Origin of the sequence: Paenibacillus forsythiae T98 (assembly GCF_000520735.1) — a bacterium.
GTDB classification, from domain to species: domain Bacteria; phylum Bacillota; class Bacilli; order Paenibacillales; family Paenibacillaceae; genus Paenibacillus_AQ; species Paenibacillus_AQ forsythiae.
On the sequence record NZ_ASSC01000098.1, the window covers coordinates 1 to 17982 of the forward strand.

The window sequence follows — 17982 nt, forward strand, 5'->3', positions numbered from 1 at the left end:
TGTGGTTGAAGACGAAGAAACAGCTCTGAAGAAACTCGAAGCTGCTGGTCACTAATAAAAAAAAGCGAACAAACTTCGCGTAACAATAGAGTTATCCGGTGAATGGAGTGGAGACAGATCATTCACCGGACTGAATTAAACGAAGTATGCCTTGCAGGAGGCAATATCCTGCATAAACGAAAAGGAGGGTCAACGTATGGGGCTCGATATTGAGGCGAACAAAAAGTTAGTTGAGGAAATCCTGGAAGCCTATCCCGATAAAACGAAAAAAGACCGTAAGAAGCATTTTCAGATTAACACTGAGGAAACTAAAGAATCCTGCAGCTGCTCTCTGAAATCGAATGTTAAATCCCGTCCGGGCGTAATGACGCCGCGCGGTTGCTCCTATGCAGGTTCCAAAGGCGTGGTATGGGGACCAATCAAGGATATGGTGCACATTTCTCACGGCCCGGTTGGCTGTGGACAATACAGCTGGGGTACTCGCCGCAACTATGCGAACGGTACACTGGGTATTGACAACTTCACCGCTATGCAAATCACAAGTGATTTCTCCGAGACGGATATCGTCTTTGGCGGCGACAAGAAGCTGGAAATCATCTGCCGCGAGATTAAGGAAATGTTCCCGCTGGCTAAAGGTATCTCTGTTCAATCCGAATGCCCGATCGGTCTGATTGGTGACGATATTGAAGCAGTATCCAAGAAAATGACCAAAGAACTGGAAATGCCGGTTGTTCCAGTACGTTGCGAAGGTTTCCGCGGCGTCAGCCAATCGCTTGGTCACCATATCGCGAACGACGCTATCCGCGACTATGTAATGGGTAAAGCGGAACTGGCCGAAACGGGTCCTTACGATGTAAACATCATCGGTGACTACAACATCGGCGGCGATGCTTGGGCTTCCCGTATCCTGCTGGAAGAAATGGGTCTTCGCGTAGTTGCCCAATGGTCTGGCGACGGTACGCTGAACGAGCTGCAAGTTGCTCACAAAGCAAAATTGAACCTGATTCACTGCCATCGTTCTATGAACTACATGGTTACTCACATGGAGCAAGCTTACGGAATTCCGTACCTGGAGTACAACTTCTTTGGACCTAGCAAAACTTACGAAAGCCTGCGCGCAATCGCTGCGAAGTTCGACGCAACGATCCAAGAAAACTGCGAGAAGGTTATCGCTAAATACAAACCGCAAATGGATGCTATCATCGGCAAATACAGACCTCGTCTGGAAGGCAAGAAAGTTATGCTGCTGATCGGCGGTCTGCGTTCCCGTCACACCATTGGCGCTTACGAAGACCTGGGCATGGAAATCGTTGCTACAGGCTACGAATTTGCTCATAAAGACGACTATGAAAGAACCTTCCCTGATATGAAGGAAGGATCGATTATCATGGACGATCCGACTGCATACGAATTGGAAGAACTGGCACAAAAACTGAACATCGACCTTATGGGATCGGGTGTTAAAGAAAAATACGTATACCACAAAATGGGTATTCCGTTCCGTCAAATGCACTCCTGGGATTACAGCGGTCCGTACCATGGCTTCGACGGCTTCAAGATTTTTGCCAAGGATATGGATATGACTGTCAATAACCCGGTTTGGAGCTTGTTTGATAAGAAAGCAAAAGTACAGCCAGAGGGGGCGAGCGTATGAGCAACGAAAGAATAGACATTCCGGATTATAGCAGCTTGTTTGCGGAAGAACGCTATATTCAACAACGGGAGAACAAGAAACAATTTGAAGCGCCTTGCAGCGATGAAGCAAAAGCTGAAGCTCTTGCTTACTCCAAATCTGCGGAGTATCTGGAAAAGAACTTCGAACGTAAAGCAGTTGTTATCAATCCTCATAAAGCTTGCCAACCGCTTGGAGCAGTTATGGCAGCACTTGGATTCGAAAAAACGTTGCCGTTCGTACACGGTTCCCAAGGCTGTAACTCTTACTTCCGCAGCCATTTGAGCCGTCACTTTAAAGAACCGACGCCAGCCGTTTCCTCCTCGATGACTGAGGACGCAGCTGTATTCGGCGGCATGAGCAACATGATCGACGGTCTGCAAAACGCCGTTGCTCTGTACAAACCGGAAATGGTCGCTGTATGTACCACTTGTATGGCAGAAGTTATCGGTGACGACCTGTCGGCCTTTATCGGAAATGCTCGTCAAAAAGGCGCAATCTCCGAAGATTTCCCTGTAACCTTTGCTAATACTCCAAGCTTCATCGGTTCGCATATCACAGGATATGACTCCATGATCCGCAATATCCTGGCTCAATTGTTCGAACGCTCCGGCCAAGCTGCCGCTCCGGGAACAGGCGAAGAAGGCGAGAAGCTGAACGTGCTGCTCGGATTCGAGCCTTACACTGGAAACTTTGCGGAAATCCGCAAAATCCTGAACGCTTTCGATACGAAGTACACGATCCTTGGCGACCACAGCGGTAACTATGATTCCCCGGCTAACGGAGAATATGAATACTACTATGGCGGAACGAAGCTTGCCGATGTTCCTAAAGCCGCTAACGCGCTGGGCTCGCTCGTACTGCAAAAATACACGCTGAAGAAGACTCAAGACTATATCAGCGGAACCTGGAAACAACAAGTTGCTTCCTTGTCCACTCCGCTCGGCGTAAAAGCTACAGATAAACTGATCGAAACCATCAGCGAATTGACTGGCCTTCCGGTTCCGGAATCGCTTAAAGAAGAACGCGGACGCGTGGTTGACGCTTATGCCGATAGCCATCCTTATCTGCATGGCAAACGCGTTGCTCTTGCTGGCGACCCTGACCTGCTGCTTGGCCTCATCGGATTCTGCCTCGAAGTCGGCATTGAGCCGGTACACATTCTGTGCTCGAACGGCGACGTGGAATTTGACGACAAGAAATGGAAAGCAGAAGTTGAAGAGCTGCTGGCAAGCAGCCCTTACGGTTCCGAAGCAAAGGTTTATGTTGGCAAAGACTTGTGGCACCTGCGTTCGCTGCTGCTTAACGATCCGGTTGACCTGGTTATCGGCAGCTCGCACGTTAAATTCGCCGCCAAGGATGCAGAAGTACCGCTGGTCCGCGTAGGCTTCCCGATCTTTGACCGTCATCATATGCACCGCAATCCGATTATCGGCTACCAAGGAGCACTGAATCTGCTGACCTTGATTGTCAATATTGTCCTTGAGCAACTGGACAATAACCCATCCGGGCTCGTTGATTTGGTTCGCTAATTAATTAGGTAAAAAAGGGAGCAGATTTATCATGGATAAATCTGCTCCCTCATCCTATTTACAGAGAGAATATGTTATAATTTGTACATCACAGATTTGGAATAGCGCAAAATGTATACGGCTTGGGGTCCAAACGTTTCTGTTCTATTCATTCCGCATTCATTAATCAGTTGTTTTAGCCGGGTTGGTTGTAAGATTTAGAGCACTGAGCCTTAGCGAAGGAGATGATGATCCAATGGAGCCTATTCGAAAGGAAGAGATAGACGATCAGGCCTGCGGGAGTCTTGCCCCCAAATCCAAGCCATGTCCACGGCCGAAACCGGGTGAGGCAGCCGGAGGTTGCTCATTCGACGGAGCGCAAATTACATTGCTCCCGATCATGGATGCTGCGCATCTCGTTCATGGACCGGTTGCTTGTGCCGGCAATAGTTGGGAAAGCCGAGGAAGCCTTTCGAGTGGCCCCAGCCTCTCGCAATATGGCTTTGCGACGGATTTGACCAATAATGACATTATTTTTGGCGGAGAAAGAAAGCTGAAAGACAGCATTGACTATATTGCCGGGCGTTTTGCGCCTCCGGCTATCTTTGTATATGCGACATGCGTTACGGCGCTGATCGGCGAAGACATGGATGCCGTCTGCAAAGAGGCTTCCGAGCGTCTCGGAATCCCGGTGGTTCCTGTGAACAGCCCCGGCTTTGTCGGCAGCAAGAATCTCGGCAACCGGCTCGCGGGCGATGCTTTACTCCAATATGTTATCGGTACGGGTGAACCGGAACTGGAAGCTTCTATGGGCGTGAACCTGATTGGCGAGTACAACATCGCCGGCGAGATGTGGGACATTGAGAAGCTGATGAACCAGGCGGGAATTACGCTTTTATCCCGAATTACAGGCGATGCCAGATACAAGGAAATTACCTGGGCCCACCGCGCCAAAGCCAATATGGTAGTATGCAGCCGCGCATTGCTCGGATTGGCGAAGCAGATGGAGTCCAAATATGGCATTCCCTACTTCGAGGGTTCTTTCTATGGTGCCAAAGAGACCACCTACTCTTTGCGTCAAATGGCATTTCTCCTGAATGACAGGGAGATGGAGCGCAGGGTAGACCGGTTGACAGAACGCGAAGAGAGCCGGTTGTCGCATGACCTGCGTCCATACCGCAAAATACTTAAAGGCAAGAAAGCCGTTCTCTATACAGGCGGAGTAAAAAGCTGGTCGGTTATTTCGGCGCTGAAGGAGCTGGGAATCCAGGTCGTTGGTGTCGGAACGAACAAAAGCTCGGATGAGGATGTGCAGCGGATCGCTGACAGAGTCAGCGATGATACAGAGTATATCCCGGAAGGCGGAGCCAGCCGTATTATCAAGACGGTAAGAGAGCGCAAAGCCGACATTATGATTGCGGGCGGACGGAATATGTACGTAGCCATGAAAGAGCAAATTCCGTTTGTGGACATCAACCAGGAACGCCATAAGGCGTACGCCGGCTATGAAGGCCTGCTGCGGCTGGCCAAGGAGCTCGTTGATTCCATCGCCAATCCGATTTGGAAGCTCGCCTCCTCGCCCGCTCCTTGGGACAAGGAGGGCAGCTATGACCGTTAAGAGAAGAAGCAAGCCGGTATCCGTTAATCCGCTGAAAATCGGCCAGTCTCTCGGCGGTATACTGGCGATGCAAGGATGTTATCGGGCCATGCCCGTTATTCATGGGGCTCAAGGCTGCTCCGCCTTTCCCAAAGCGCTTCTGACCCGGCATTTCCGTGAGCCGATAGCTGTTCAGACTTCCGCGCTGCAGGAGATGGACGTTATTTTCGACGCAAACCATAATTTGGAGGAAGCCCTGACTTCAGTTTTATCCAAGCATCGTCCCGACATTATCGGGGTCATCGGGACTGAGCTGACCGATGTCGCAGGGGTGGATTACCAAAGCATGCTGAAGTCTTACAAGAGAGAGCGGAATATGCGCGGAGGGCTTGCTTTCTCTGTAACGCTACCGGATTTTCGCGGATCGCTTGAATCGGGATTCAGCGTAACCGTGGAAGCGATGGTCGATGAGCTGATTCAGCAGGCCGGTCTCCGGGGACAGCGGAACGTGAATTCCCGTCAGATTACGCTGCTTCCGGGTTCATATCTCACACCCGGGGATGTAATGGAGCTCAAGGAAATCGTGTCTTCCTTTGGCTTTGAAGTCATCGCGCTTCCTGACATATCAACCTCTCTGTCCGGGCATCTTCTGACCGGATTCTCACCATTGACCCGGGGCGGGGTTCCTTTGGATTCAATGCTGCAGAGCCTGCAGTCGGGACTTACCATCGCCTTCGGCGCAAGTATGGAACGCCCGGCAAGAAGACTGCATAACGCTCTGGGGACGCCTTATAAGGTATTCCAGGGAACGATGGGGCTCAAGGCTTCCGACGAGCTGCTTAATTTCCTGCATCAAATCAGCGGTGTTCCCGTCCCTATCCGGTACTGCTGGCAGCGCGAGAATCTGCTGGACTGTATGCTCGACGCACACTTCCAGTTCGCTGGCGTATCCGCGCTGGCCGCGCTCGAACCGGATCATCTGCGCTCCGTATCGGAATGGCTGGATGAGCTGGGGGTTGAGCAAAAGGCGCTGATTACTTCGTATGAAACGCCGGCGGTAGCCGAGTTGGAGCGCGAGGTATGGGTCGGGGATCTGGACGACGCCGAGGTGCTCGGAAGCGGAGCCGATTTGTGGATCGGAAGCTCCCACGGAATTGCGGGAGCGGAGCGTATCGGAGCGGCTTTCCTTGCTGCGGGGTTCCCGATTTGGAATGAACTCGGATCGTATATGAATGTATCCGTTGGCTATCGCGGAGCAATGGAATGGACCAATAAAGCAGGCAATCTATTAATGAGAAGGGAGGCGGATCATCGTGAAAGTCGCGTTCGCCACAGATGACGGAGTACGTGTAAATGCCCACTTTGGGCAGTGTTCGATGTTTGCCATTTATAATCTTACTAAGGGTAGTAGCGAGCTTCTGGAACTGCGCAGAATACCTGATATCGCAGCTCAGGACGAATTGGGCAAGATTGACGGCCGGATTGAGGTTATCGAAGACTGCACGCTGATCTTTCTCATGCAGATTGGAGCATCGGCGGCTGCGAAGGTGACCCGCCGCAAAATCATGCCGGTCAAAGTGCCTTTCGGAAGTCCGATTGACGAGCAGGTTAAACGGCTTGAGGAGATGCTGCAGGGCAAACCGCCAATGTGGCTGGCCAAGGTTCTGCGTGCGGAGGAAGAGGAAGGAGCTGGGGTTAATGGATCAAATGGCTAACGAAGCCGCATCAGCGAGCGCGCAGCCGGCTGACGGAGCTCAGGCGCGGCCGAAGCGCCGCTCCAAACCGGCTCCCGATCCTGAAAAGGCGGAGCGTCTTGTCCGCCGTCTCAACGATCTGCTCAGCGCGAGCGATTATTTTGGCCGTTATGCTTCCATGACTCCCGAGGAAAAGATTGCGAAGCTGTTCCTGGTATCGGCAGAGGATAAGGCTAAATCGGACATTAACTGCACGGCGACCGATGAAGTCCGCCTTCAGGTGCCGGTATTGTTTCAGGCCATCGCTGGCGTAATGGAGGAGAAGAGCGGCCTGATGATTCAAAGCTCTGCAGAAATTAATATCGAAGGATTCGGCCGCGGACTGATCTACAGCGGCCGAATTATCCTTGTCATGAAGAGTCTGCGCGCAGGCTTTCCCTTCCCGTTCACTTCTCTGGAGAAGACGGTGGCCTATGGGGTTGCTTGCTTGGATGAAGGCCTTGCCTTCCTGGATAAATATAAGGAACAGACTGCTGTTCACGGATTGCTCAGTCTAGAGGGATAAACTTCATTGTCAAGAAACACCTCCGATCCTATACTATAACGAAACTATTAAATCAAGAGCGATAACGGAGGTAGAAGACGATGGAGCAAGGATCGACCGGATTGTTGGAACTGGAACGGTATGCACGGCAGTTGAAGCTGTTGGGGGAAGACGGACAGAAAGCGTTAAAAGACGCGACGGTAATGATCGCGGGTATCGGCGGCCTTGGCGGTACGGCAGCCATTTATTTGGCGGCCGCAGGAGTTGGCAAACTGATTCTCGCGCATGAAGGGAACATTCTCCTTCCCGACCTGAACCGCCAGATTCTTATGGATAACGAACATTTGGGAATGGAGCGAATGAGCACCGCGATGGAGCATTTGCGGCGGCTCAATCCCGAGATGGAAATCGAGGGTTACAATTCCAAGATTGAGTACGACAAGGCAAAGCCTTGGGTGGAGAGCGCCGATATTGTCATCGACGCCCGGTATGATTTTCCGGAGCGGTACGTATTGAATCGGCTCTGTGTTGAAGCTGGCAAGCCGATGGTAGAATCGGCGATGTACGGATTTGAAATATCTTTGACAACGATGGTTCCCGGAGAGACGCCATGTCTGGAATGCCTTTATCCCGATAACCAGCCTCAGTGGGAGCCTTTTGGATTTCCAGTTTTGGGCGCCACTTCTGGTATTGCGGGTTGCTTGGCTGCGCTGGAAGCCGTAAAATGGATTACAAGGGTAGGGCCGGCCTATACCGGCATTATGTATCGCTTTAACTCACTTGACTTTAGCACTTACAGTGTCCGACTTGCCCGTAATCCGAATTGCGCTTGCTGCGGAGAAGGAGGTAAACCGTGAAAAGTCTCAAGCTATGTGATACGACCCTAAGAGATGGCGAACAGGCGGCTGGAGTATCATTCACGAGGGCGGAGAAGCTGGAAATTGCAAGATTGCTGTCGGAGTGTGGTGTAGAGCAAGCGGAGATCGGCATTCCGGCTATGGGGGTTCGGGAGCAGGAGGATATTGCGGCGATTGCCGCTCTCGGACTTCCCATGAAGCTGATGACCTGGAATCGCGCGCTCAAAAGCGATATTGACAAGGCTTGGGCGACAGGGGTGAATTGGTGCCACATTTCAATTCCTTCCTCTGAAGTCCAGCTTCGGGGCAAGCTCGGTCTTTCCCCTGCTGAAGGCTTAGTCAAACTGCTTCATGCGGTGGAATATGCGCGGGGGCTGGGGATGGAAGTATCGGTCGGTATGGAAGATTCATCTCGTGCGGACATGGATTTCCTGGTGGAACTGATTAATACGCTATATAAGGAAGGCGGTATTCGCTGGTTTCGCTATGCGGATACCGTTTCCGCGCATCATCCCGGTCAGATGGCTCAGCGGGTAAGCACGCTGCTTGGAGCCGTGCCGGCGGATGTGGAACTTGAGGTGCACTGCCATAACGATTTCGGGTTGGCTGTCGCGAATACGCTAAGCGGCATCGCCGCAGGAGCAACGTGGGCGAGCACGACAGTGGCGGGAATCGGCGAGCGTACAGGGAATGCGGCGATGGAGGAAGTTGCGCTGGCCTGGCGCTATTTGTATGGCGGCCGCAGCGCTATTCGGGCTGAACTGCTTGGTCGGATTGCCGATGTGGTAATCAGGGCTTCGGGCCGCAATATTGGGGATTCCAAGCCTATTGTAGGGAAGCTGGCGTTCACGCATGAATCTGGTATTCATGTGGATGGACTGGTGAAGGATAGGGAAACCTACCAGACCTTTAATCCCGCCGAAGTCGGCAGAGAGCATCTTTTTGTGCTCGGCAAGCATTCCGGAACGGGCGGCGTTGCCCATGTACTTGGCAAGCGGGGAATTGAAGCGGACCCCGAGACGGCGGCCAGACTGTTGGTGCGTGTCCGGGAATATGCCGAAACCAGCAAAGGCAATGTGCCGGAATCTCTGCTGCTGGAATGGCTGCTTGAAGAGCAGCAGCAAGCACAGAATGCGGTATGAAAAGACGGCGCTGGTAGTGTCTCCTAATGAAGGCAGGGCTGAAGCAGCAATGAACAACCTATTATTCAAGATCTAAGGGATTGATTCACGGGATAAGTTTTTCCTTGCGAATCGGTCCCTTTTATGTTCGGAACGCTGAAGCCCGAGTATCATGACTGACGTCGAAATGAATCAGAAGTTGTCCGATGCTCAAGAACGGAGTGACTTGCAGCTTTGAGTTTACCGGCAAAAGGGGGTAAAATAATCGGTACATTTGCAGATACATAGCGGGATAAATGAAAACGGACTTTGTGGGAGGAGAAAGGACATGAGTGAATGGTATGAGAAAAGCTTTGGCGAGGATTATCTGATTGTATACAAGCACCGGGACTTCGGAGGGGCGCGGAGGGAAGTCGAGCGGATGATCGGGTGGCTTGGCCTGCCGGCGAAAGCGAAAGTGCTGGATCTGTGCTGCGGCATGGGGCGGCATTCTCTTGCGCTTGCGGATGCTGGCTTCGAGGTCACAGGAATTGACCTGTCGGAAGCGCTGCTGCGTGAGGCGCGCGCTCAGGACGGTGCGGAGCGGGTTGCCTGGGTCCGGTCGGACATGCGTGAGCTGCCGCTGGAAGGCGGATTTGACGCGGTAGTGAATTTGTTCACATCCTTTGGTTACTTTGAGGAAGACGAGGAGCATCTGAAGGTGCTGCGGGAAATTCGGCGGGTGCTGGAGCCTGGAGGAAAGTTTATTATTGATTTCCTGAATCCTTCCTATGTCATTGCTCATTTAGTGCCGCATTCTACCCGGGAAGACGGAGATAATCTGATTGATGAGAAACGGCGGATCGAGAACGGCTATGTGAAGAAGGACATCGTTCTGACCTCTAAAATAGATGGAACGCCGCGGCAATACCATGAGCGGGTAAAGCTGTATTCGCTGGAGAAATTTCGCGATCTGATTGCGGCAGCCGGACTTTCGCTCGAAGCGGTGCACGGCAGCTACGACGAAGAGGAATATGAGGCGGAAACCTCGCCACGCATGATTTTCGTGGGGACTCGTCAGTAGGTATATAGGACTTGGAGTGTGGTGGAACGCGGGAAAGCTGGCTTGCCCGTCACCATTGCCATCCCGATCATTACCGTTTGAATAAGCGGGGACATTGAAGCGCAGCAAGCAGAGCGGTTTGGTAGGAGGGTCCCCCATAAGTGTTCGCAAGAGATGGAAACAACGCAAAAACGACCTTAAAATCCATGATTAGGTGGAGGATTAAGGTCGTTTTTTTAGAAATTGAAAAATTTCAGCTTCCGGATATAGGAGAACAACTGCCGCTAATGGGAAATTGGACGATCGCTGCAAATGAAGCAGCTATATCAAGCTTCGCTATTTTGCCGCTGCTGCTCCGCGTCCAGATGTTCGGATGTCTCCTCGCTATCCTCCGGCTCATGCGGAAGTCCCAATTCCTTCTCCCTCTCAGCCTGCTTGCGGTGGGCGATACGGCTGCTGGCTGCGGCTGCGATGGCCCCGACAATATCATCAAGGAAGGTGTGGACCTTCCCGCTGCTTTTGTCATTCAGTCTTTGCAGAACGCCGGGAGGCTTGAGCTTGTCAATATAGCCGTAATTGGTAAAGCCTATACTGCCATATACGTTAACGATGGAGAAGGCCAATATCTCGTCGACCCCATAAAGACTTTCGTCATTTTCAATCATTTCCTGAAGTGGGGAAAGCAGCTTGCCTTCTTCCGCCAGCAGATCGAGCTGAATACCGGTCAACACGGCATTCTGTATTTCCCGCTTGCTGAGCACCCTCTCGATATTGTGAATGCATTCCTCCATGGTTAGGGATGGGTAATATTTCTGCTGAAGCAGCATGACAAGCTCCGCAATCTCCTCAATCTTTACCCCGCGTGTGTGAAGCCAGGCCCTCGTTGCCTGTGCGACGGCTTTGCTGTTCAGACTGTAAGGAATTTTCACATCGGCCATGTTCAGTCACCCCGCTAAAAAGTGTCGTTGATCGGACGTCTTGCCGGCGGCATGGCTTCCCATACTGCGCCGTAGTCAAATTGTACGTGTACAGGAAGTATTTGTCCAGAAGAGAGGACTTATTCGGAAATCCTCCGCATGAAGGGATGAAGAAGTCAGTTGCAGCATCCGGGCAGATATTTGCCATTTCGGGATAAGCTGTTGTTATTTTTTGGCCGGGGGGCTCGTATACATAGCAGTACAAACCGTATCGATAACCTTGAAAGGGGCATAATCAAATGAAAAACAAGCAAAAGCTTGCCTTGGCTTCCGCAGCCTGCCTGCTGGCGTTTCCACTGGTGCTGTCCGGTTGTGGCTGGTTCGGTTCGGACCAGTCGGCCGCTATTGATCCACCGCCAGGGGATGTGGAGGAACAAATGCTGCAGACGAGCGGCAATACGCTGGATACCGGGGTATTCGCACCTGTGGCGGAGGATGGAGCAGACAAAGGGGCAGCCGTCAACGGCTCAGACGGAGGGACTACCGATTCAGGCGCTGCGGCGAATAACGCCGCAGCCGGAAGCGAAAAGGCCGCTTCTACAGGGGATAGTGCTTCTACTGCTGCGCGTACGACCGTATTTTTGCAGAATGATAACGGTCTGCTGGCTCCGGTCGCGCTCAGGCTTCCTGAGTCAGGCAAAGACGGGGCCCTGAAGCAATCGCTTGAGGCGTTGGTTGACGGTGGAGCCTACTCCGCCGATCTGCCTGACGGCTTCCATGGTGTGCTGCCCCAGGGTACAGAAGTAAAAAGTGTAACGGTGGATCATAATCTCGCCGTGGCCGAGTTAGGCGGCAAATTTGGCACGTATGCTCCGGCCGACGAACGGAAGCTGATGGAGGCGATTACGTGGACGCTGACCGGACAGGAAGGAATCAAGGGAGTCCAGCTGTCGATTGACGGCAAGAAGCTGAATGAAATGCCGCTCAAAGGAACGCCGCTCGACCGGCCGCTCACGCGCAGCATAGGAATCAACCTGCCGTCCCAAGGTCCGGTTTCGATGAACTTCAGCGCCGTTACCGTTTATTTCTCTGCGGCTTCTCCGGGAGGCGTCCAGTATTATGTTCCGGTGACCCGCTTTGTAACGCCGGGACAGGACACGCTCAAAGCAGCAATGAACGAGTTGATTGAGGGCCCCGATTCAGAGAATGGACTGGAAACGGTGATGACCCAGGAGACGACGCTTGATTCCGTCGAGAAAGGGCAAAACGGAGTGGTCACGGTCTCTCTGAACGACGATATGTTCGATGACGGCAGTCAGGTTCCCGCCGAGCTGCTGGAGTCCGTGGTGCTGACGGTTGCCCAGAACTCGGACGATTCTTTGGTTCAGGTTCGCATGAACGGCAAGCAGACGGTAACCGGAACCGACAATGTCGATTACGGAAAGCCTGTATCGGCGCCGGAATATGTGAACGAGCTCCCGCTGTAAGCGCCTGTCGATGCGGCTATGCTCTGACAGTCAGATGCTCCGCGAACGCTTCGGATGAAGGAAGGCCCCGTTTCTGCCCGTCGCTGCCGAGCCGCAAAGGGTGAAAAAGATGCTTTTGCGCCTGCACTTTGGTAGAATAAAGGATGCTTAAACGAAGCTCAAGCTATACAAATGTAGGAGGCAGACAAGATGAGATCAAATGGGCGAAACGACGACCAGCTCCGGCCGCTGAAGATTACGACCCAAACCAATAAATATGCCGAAGGTTCCGTGCTCATTGAAATGGGAGACACCAAGGTCATTTGCACGGCCACCGTGGAGGAGAAGGTTCCTCCGTTTCTGAAAGGACAAGGAAAAGGCTGGGTGACAGCGGAGTATTCGATGCTGCCGCGGGCGACGCAATCACGCAACCAGCGGGAGTCGGCGCGCGGAAAGCTGACCGGACGCACGATGGAAATTCAGCGGCTCATTGGCCGGGCGCTTCGTTCTGTCGTGAATTTGCAGGCGCTGGGTGAACGGAGCATTACGCTGGACTGCGATGTCATTCAGGCGGACGGCGGTACGCGGACCGCGTCGATTACGGGTGCTTTTATCGCGCTTACGTTTGCGGTGAACAAGATTGTATCGCAGCACCGGCTCAGCGTGTTTCCCATCACCGATTATTTGGCGGCGATCAGCGTCGGCATTGTCGGAGACCGGCCGCTGCTGGATCTGAATTATGAAGAGGACTCTAAGGCCAAGGTTGACATGAATGTTGTTATGACCGGAGGCGGCGAATTTGTTGAGCTGCAGGGAACAGGGGAAGAACGGCCATTCTCGCGGAAGGAACTGGATCATCTGCTGGGTCTGGGCGAACAAGGGATTCTCAAACTGATCGCCGCCCAGAAAGAAGCGCTGGGACCTATCGCGCTCAAAATTCCATCCGGCCAGGCCGGACAAAAGGTGTAATATGAACTCCGGACCCGATATTCTGATTGTCGCAACCAAAAATCCAGGCAAGGTGCGGGAATTTCAGCATGCTTTTGCGCCGCTTGGCCTGACGGTAAAGAGCATGTTCGATTATCCGGAGCTGCCGGACGTGGTGGAGGATGGAGCGACCTTTGCGGAGAATGCACTGAAAAAATCGAAGCAGATCGGTGAAGCGCTCGGCCTGCCCGTGCTGGCTGACGATTCGGGACTCTGCGTGGATGCGCTTGACGGCCGTCCCGGCGTTTATTCCGCCCGCTATGCGGGCGAAGGAGCGTCGGACGAGGATAACAACCTGAAGCTGCTTGGCGAGCTGGAGAGACTGAAGCAGGGGGAGGATACCGGGCAACCGCTGCTCAGTACGGCAAGGTTCGTCTGCGCGCTGTCGTTGTACGACCCGTCCACAGCTAAGGAGCTTACGGCGGAAGGCGCCGTGGAAGGCTGGATTACCTCCGAGCCGGCGGGCGGAGGAGGCTTCGGCTACGATCCCTTGTTCTATCTTCCGGAATTTGAGAAGACGATGGCCGAGCTTACGCTGGAAGAGAAGCAGTCGGTCAGTCACAGGGGGAAAGCGCTAAGGCTGCTGACGGAGAATTTGGCAGCCCAGGGCGGCCGCTACACCGGAAAATAAAGCTCTATAAGCATGGCCCCGGGTCTTTAATGGGACGTTAGCCCAGATCAGACCGAGGTCACTGAAAAACCTGGCTTTTACAAAGAGCTGAAAAGAACCTATCAAAAAAGACGACACTCATTCACGTATTTCCGAATGAAGGTCGTCTTTTTACTTGCGATTACAGGAGGAGATGGCCCTTACTGCTCCAGCAGCTTCAAGATTCGTTTCAGGTTCACTGCAAATATCGCCATCGCTCCTTGTATTTCCATGCCGGAGAGACCCGAGGAGGATGCAACATCATACCCGTGTCTATGCTTAAGTTCGCTGTTCTTGGCCTCAATTTTGTATCGTTCTTTGGCCTTCATCTTAAACGCTTCACTTTCCTGAAACGCGCCTGGGCCATATGCTCCTGGCTCTTTACACTTACCGAATAAGTTTTGCTCTTCGCGCCTTCCTTGTAGCAGCCTTCGCGCAGTGGGCAGCGTTTGCACTTCTCCACGTCAAAGTAATACGTGTCTACCCGGTTGGCTCCCTGCCCCTTCTTCCCCTGTCTTGCCCGGCGTATCGCCAAGTGTCCGGCCTTGCATACATACAGGCCCGCATCCTTGTTAAATTCAAACTCATCTTCTTTCTTCCGGTTCCCCTGGGTAATGAGCGGATTTAATTTCGACACCAGCTCGATCTTATTTCGTTCACTGTATGCCAGATTGTCTTTTTCCGAATAGGCCGTATCCCCAATCACCGTCTCTACTTTCATGCCTGCCGCTCTGCTTTTTTCAATCAGTGTCTTTAGCTGCTTGCCGTCGCTTTGCTCGCCGGTCGTAATCGTCGCTGCCGTAATGATTCGCTCCTCGCTCATCGCGATATGGGTTTTGTACCCGAAAAATGAAGTGTCCGCACTTTTGTGGCCGACTTTGGCATCCGGATCAGTGGAGGTCTGCAAACGCTCCACATCGTCAGCGATCGTTTCTTTTAGCAGGTTGAGCGGTTCCCTCACCTTAGGTATTTCAGTATAACGCCCATCCTCTTCAAGCACGGCCACCAACTGCTCGCAATAGCGTATTTCATCCTGAATACCCTCCGTGACCGGTTTGGAGGGGAAGAGGCTTTTCATGGACTCATCCAGCGTGTAAATGACCTTTCTCAGTTTTTTGGAACGCTCTCGGAGCACTTCTTGCGGCGTTTTTTGAGTATAGCGAGCTTTCGTGTGAGTGGCGTCTACAATAATGGATTTGCTACGAATGACTCCTTTTTCAATGGCGATTTCCACCGTTTTGCCGATGAGCTGATCCAGCAGCTTCATGTCCTTGAGCCGCAATTTTCGGAACTTGGTGAGCAGGCTGGGCTCGATGACGGCTTCCTCCGGAGCCATGTGCAGAAAAAACTTGAAAGACAAATCTGTTTTCGAGCGCTCCACCAGATCGACGTCAGACAAGTCGAAGATGGATTTCAGCAGCAGATATTTAAACATCCGGATCGGGTCCTGCGCAGTCCGTCCGTTGTCGTGGCAATAGCTTTTGTTCAGTTCCTCGTAGACAAAGGTGAAATCCACCAGTTCGTCCATTTTCCGCAGCATGTTATCTTTGGGAATGAGTATATTGTAAAGTTCGATATACGGGCTCAAGGTCAAGCTTTGTTGCTTCGGAAGCATCGGGATCACCATCCTTCGATTTTATACGCTAATTATACCGAAAAAAGAGACAGCCTCTTCATAAAAATGAGAAACTGTCTCTTTTTGGAGTTCAGGGACTTTTTCAGTGACCTCATCAGACCCGGGGTTTGTTTTCTTCCGGATTTCATTTTACAATTACGCTGTTTTCGGCTAAAGTAGGGACACGGACACCAATATCAGATCCGCGCTGTGTCCCCTTAGTTGTCCTATTTTTTATTTCGGGATTCAGGGGAAGCGTTAGACAGCGGGAACATTCATAAGGAGAGAAGATCGTGGCACAAAAAGAACTTTCGCCTTTTGTGGAATTGCTTGGCCTTGAGCGTCATGTCGAGGGCGGCTGGTTTAAGGAAATCTGGAAATCTTCCGTTCAAATCCCTCGGGATCTCCTGGGAGAGGACTACTCGGGTTCCCGTCCCGCAGCATCAACCATCTATTTTCTGCTGCATCCGGGCGAAATTTCTGAGTGGCACACTGTCCTGTCGGATGAGCATTGGCTGTGGCATACCGGCAGCCCGCTCGTGTTGAGCCTTGGGGGGAATGGAGATCGTCCCGGCGATGTGCAGGAAATAATACTTGGCCTTGATATCGCCGCAGGCCAGCAGCCGCAAGCGCTCGTACCTGCAGGCGTATGGCAGGCCGCGAGACCGCTCGGAGACGAACCGGTGCTTGTGTCTTGTGTCGTGGCTCCGGGGTTCCATTACGATGATTTTCGGCTGATCGACAAGCCGGAGAAATAACAGGGCTCTGCCGGAAGCAGCCGGGCCAGAGAAATGCTGTGGAAGCGGAGCGAAGGCTCCGTTTTTTACTGTGTGGGAAGCGCCTAACTTCACGGATTCACGTTCTTTTGCAAGAGGAGGGCGCTGTATTTTTGGAATGCCGGGAATGAATCTGCTATACTTGATTTTGGAAATTCTGCTTAGATGGCAGCAGAGGCGGTTAAACATTTTTGTATGATTACAACCATATTTGAATCTGGAGGGAGAAGCGATGAGTTTGTTGAATGGCCCGTTTACAGGCGGACCTACTTTGAGTGACGGCGTAACAATGCCATGGCTGGGACTTGGCGTATGGAAGACCAAGGATGGCGACGAAGTTATTCATGCGGTCAAATCAGCGATAGAAATCGGCTACCGCAGCATTGATACGGCCTCGGCGTACAAGAATGAAGATGGAGTTGGGCAAGGTATCCACGAGAGCGGCCTACCCCGCGAGGAGCTGTTTATTACCACGAAAGTGTTCAATAACGAACAAGGGTATGAGCAGACGCTGCAAGCCTGCGAGTCGAGCCGGAAGAAGCTGGGTCTGGATGTCATCGACCTGTACCTGATCCACTGGCCCGTCAAGGACAAGTTCCGCGAGACATGGAAAGCGCTCATTCATCTGCAAAAAGAGGGCTATGTCAAATCAATTGGCGTCAGCAATTTTCAGACTCATCACCTGAACGCTATCATTGAAGATACGGGTGTCGTGCCTGTGGTGAATCAGGTGGAGTTCCATCCCCTGCTGACCCAGCGCGAGCTGCTGAAGTACTGCCGCGAGCAAAGCATTCAATTGGAAGCCTGGAGTCCGCTGCTTCAGGGCAACCTGGATATTCCGCTGCTGCAAGATCTTGCGCGAAAATATGAAAAAACGCCTGCACAAATCGTTCTCCGCTGGGATATCCAGCAGGGCGTGATTACGATTCCGAAATCGGTTAATGCCGATCGTATCCGAGAGAACGCCGGCATTTTTGACTTTACGCTTAGTGATGAAGATGTTCTGGCCATCGAAGGGTTGAACAAGGACCATCGCTACGGTCCCGACCCGGATAATTTTAATTTCTAAAAGGACGCTTCGCTTGTCCAGGCCATAGATTTGACGAAAAGGACGCTGCCCGCCGCTTTCCACGGCGGGCAAAGGCGTCCTTTTGTTTTTGTTGGGTGCCTGCTATTTATGGTTGGGCACGGCGGCGGCCAAGCGTTCTCATTAGAATAATGCCGTGAAGAATAACGAGCATACTGCATGCCATCGCCATGACTTGTCCCGCCTGGTCGCTTGCTGTCAATGTATCAAAAATACCGTGCCAGATGACGACCGGAATAATGCTCCAACGGCTTCCCGCGCAGATCCAGGCGAGTACGACAGAACCGTAAGCGAGGCTGATTGCCCAACCGATAACGCCAAAACCCATGCCGAGATAACTCTCGTTAAACCAGAACGCAGGTAAATGCCACACCATCCAGACGACGGCCACGATCAGAGCCGAGGAGAACAAGGAGCGGCGGCGGTGGAGTTCGGGCAGAAGAAAGC

At 52.4% G+C, this 17982-nt stretch carries 15 protein-coding genes and 2 pseudogenes; 14 read left to right on the plus strand and 3 right to left on the minus strand.

Annotation, left to right across the window (positions count from 1 at the left end; translation table 11 throughout):
- Positions 1-196 precede the first annotated feature (196 nt).
- From nifD to L692_RS0103405, 9 genes are all read left to right on the plus strand, one after another.
- On the plus strand, positions 197-1654 hold the full coding sequence (nifD, locus tag L692_RS0103365) for a nitrogenase molybdenum-iron protein alpha chain (RefSeq protein WP_025697209.1): 1458 nt from the start codon (positions 197-199) through the stop codon (positions 1652-1654).
- Positions 1651-3204: a nitrogenase molybdenum-iron protein subunit beta gene (gene nifK / locus L692_RS0103370; RefSeq protein ID WP_025697211.1), complete on the plus strand. Its 1554-nt coding sequence runs from the start codon at positions 1651-1653 to the stop codon at positions 3202-3204. The genes nifD and nifK overlap by 4 nt, the downstream gene beginning before the upstream one ends.
- 235 nt (positions 3205-3439) lie before the next feature.
- Positions 3440-4801, plus strand: a complete 1362-nt coding sequence (gene nifE / locus L692_RS0103375) for a nitrogenase iron-molybdenum cofactor biosynthesis protein NifE (RefSeq protein WP_025697213.1) — start codon at positions 3440-3442, stop codon at positions 4799-4801.
- Positions 4791-6119 (plus strand): nitrogenase iron-molybdenum cofactor biosynthesis protein NifN, encoded by a 1329-nt coding sequence (gene nifN, locus L692_RS0103380; protein ID WP_025697215.1) that lies wholly within the window; start codon positions 4791-4793, stop codon positions 6117-6119. Before nifE ends, nifN begins: the two co-directional genes overlap by 11 nt.
- Complete coding sequence (locus tag L692_RS0103385; protein WP_025697217.1) at positions 6094-6495, plus strand: NifB/NifX family molybdenum-iron cluster-binding protein; 402 nt, start codon at positions 6094-6096, stop codon at positions 6493-6495. The genes nifN and L692_RS0103385 overlap by 26 nt, the downstream gene beginning before the upstream one ends.
- The gene (locus L692_RS0103390; protein ID WP_025697219.1) at positions 6479-7039 is read left to right on the plus strand and encodes a DUF269 domain-containing protein; all 561 of its coding nucleotides are present in this window, start codon (positions 6479-6481) and stop codon (positions 7037-7039) included. The genes L692_RS0103385 and L692_RS0103390 overlap by 17 nt, the downstream gene beginning before the upstream one ends.
- 80 nt (positions 7040-7119) lie before the next feature.
- Positions 7120-7875, plus strand: coding sequence for a HesA/MoeB/ThiF family protein (locus L692_RS0103395; protein ID WP_025697221.1), 756 nt, complete (start codon positions 7120-7122; stop codon positions 7873-7875).
- Entirely contained in the window at positions 7872-9017 is a 1146-nt protein-coding gene (locus L692_RS0103400; RefSeq protein ID WP_025697223.1) for a homocitrate synthase/isopropylmalate synthase family protein, read from the plus strand. Before L692_RS0103395 ends, L692_RS0103400 begins: the two co-directional genes overlap by 4 nt.
- 307 nt (positions 9018-9324) lie before the next feature.
- Positions 9325-10059 (plus strand): class I SAM-dependent methyltransferase, encoded by a 735-nt coding sequence (locus L692_RS0103405; RefSeq protein WP_025697225.1) that lies wholly within the window; start codon positions 9325-9327, stop codon positions 10057-10059.
- Positions 10060-10364: 305 nt separating this feature from the next.
- On the opposite strand, the gene L692_RS0103410 is transcribed toward L692_RS0103405, so the two are convergent.
- Entirely contained in the window at positions 10365-10976 is a 612-nt protein-coding gene (locus L692_RS0103410; protein WP_025697227.1) for a phosphatidylglycerophosphatase A family protein, read from the minus strand.
- A gap of 278 nt (positions 10977-11254) precedes the next feature.
- Here L692_RS0103410 and L692_RS0103415 point away from each other — a divergent pair, with 278 nt between their 5' ends.
- From L692_RS0103415 to L692_RS0103425, 3 genes are all read left to right on the plus strand, one after another.
- Entirely contained in the window at positions 11255-12442 is a 1188-nt protein-coding gene (locus L692_RS0103415; RefSeq protein ID WP_025697229.1) for a GerMN domain-containing protein, read from the plus strand.
- Between the two features lie 189 nt (positions 12443-12631).
- Positions 12632-13390 (plus strand): ribonuclease PH, encoded by a 759-nt coding sequence (rph, locus tag L692_RS0103420; protein ID WP_025697230.1) that lies wholly within the window; start codon positions 12632-12634, stop codon positions 13388-13390.
- 1 nt (position 13391) lies between these two features.
- The gene (locus tag L692_RS0103425) at positions 13392-14039 is read left to right on the plus strand and encodes an XTP/dITP diphosphatase (protein ID WP_025697232.1); all 648 of its coding nucleotides are present in this window, start codon (positions 13392-13394) and stop codon (positions 14037-14039) included.
- 179 nt (positions 14040-14218) lie between these two features.
- On the opposite strand, the pseudogene L692_RS27665 reads toward L692_RS0103425, so the two are convergent.
- Positions 14219-15672 (minus strand): annotated as a pseudogene (locus L692_RS27665) (IS1182 family transposase).
- A 293-nt stretch (positions 15673-15965) separates the two neighbouring features.
- Here L692_RS27665 and L692_RS0103435 point away from each other — a divergent pair.
- Complete coding sequence (locus L692_RS0103435) at positions 15966-16430, plus strand: cupin domain-containing protein (protein WP_025697234.1); 465 nt, start codon at positions 15966-15968, stop codon at positions 16428-16430.
- Between the two features lie 250 nt (positions 16431-16680).
- Positions 16681-17517, plus strand: a complete 837-nt coding sequence (locus tag L692_RS0103440) for an aldo/keto reductase (RefSeq protein WP_156940290.1) — start codon at positions 16681-16683, stop codon at positions 17515-17517.
- 106 nt (positions 17518-17623) lie between these two features.
- Here L692_RS0103440 and L692_RS32355 read toward each other — a convergent pair.
- A pseudogene (locus tag L692_RS32355) lies at positions 17624-17982 on the minus strand (hypothetical protein); the annotation flags it as partial.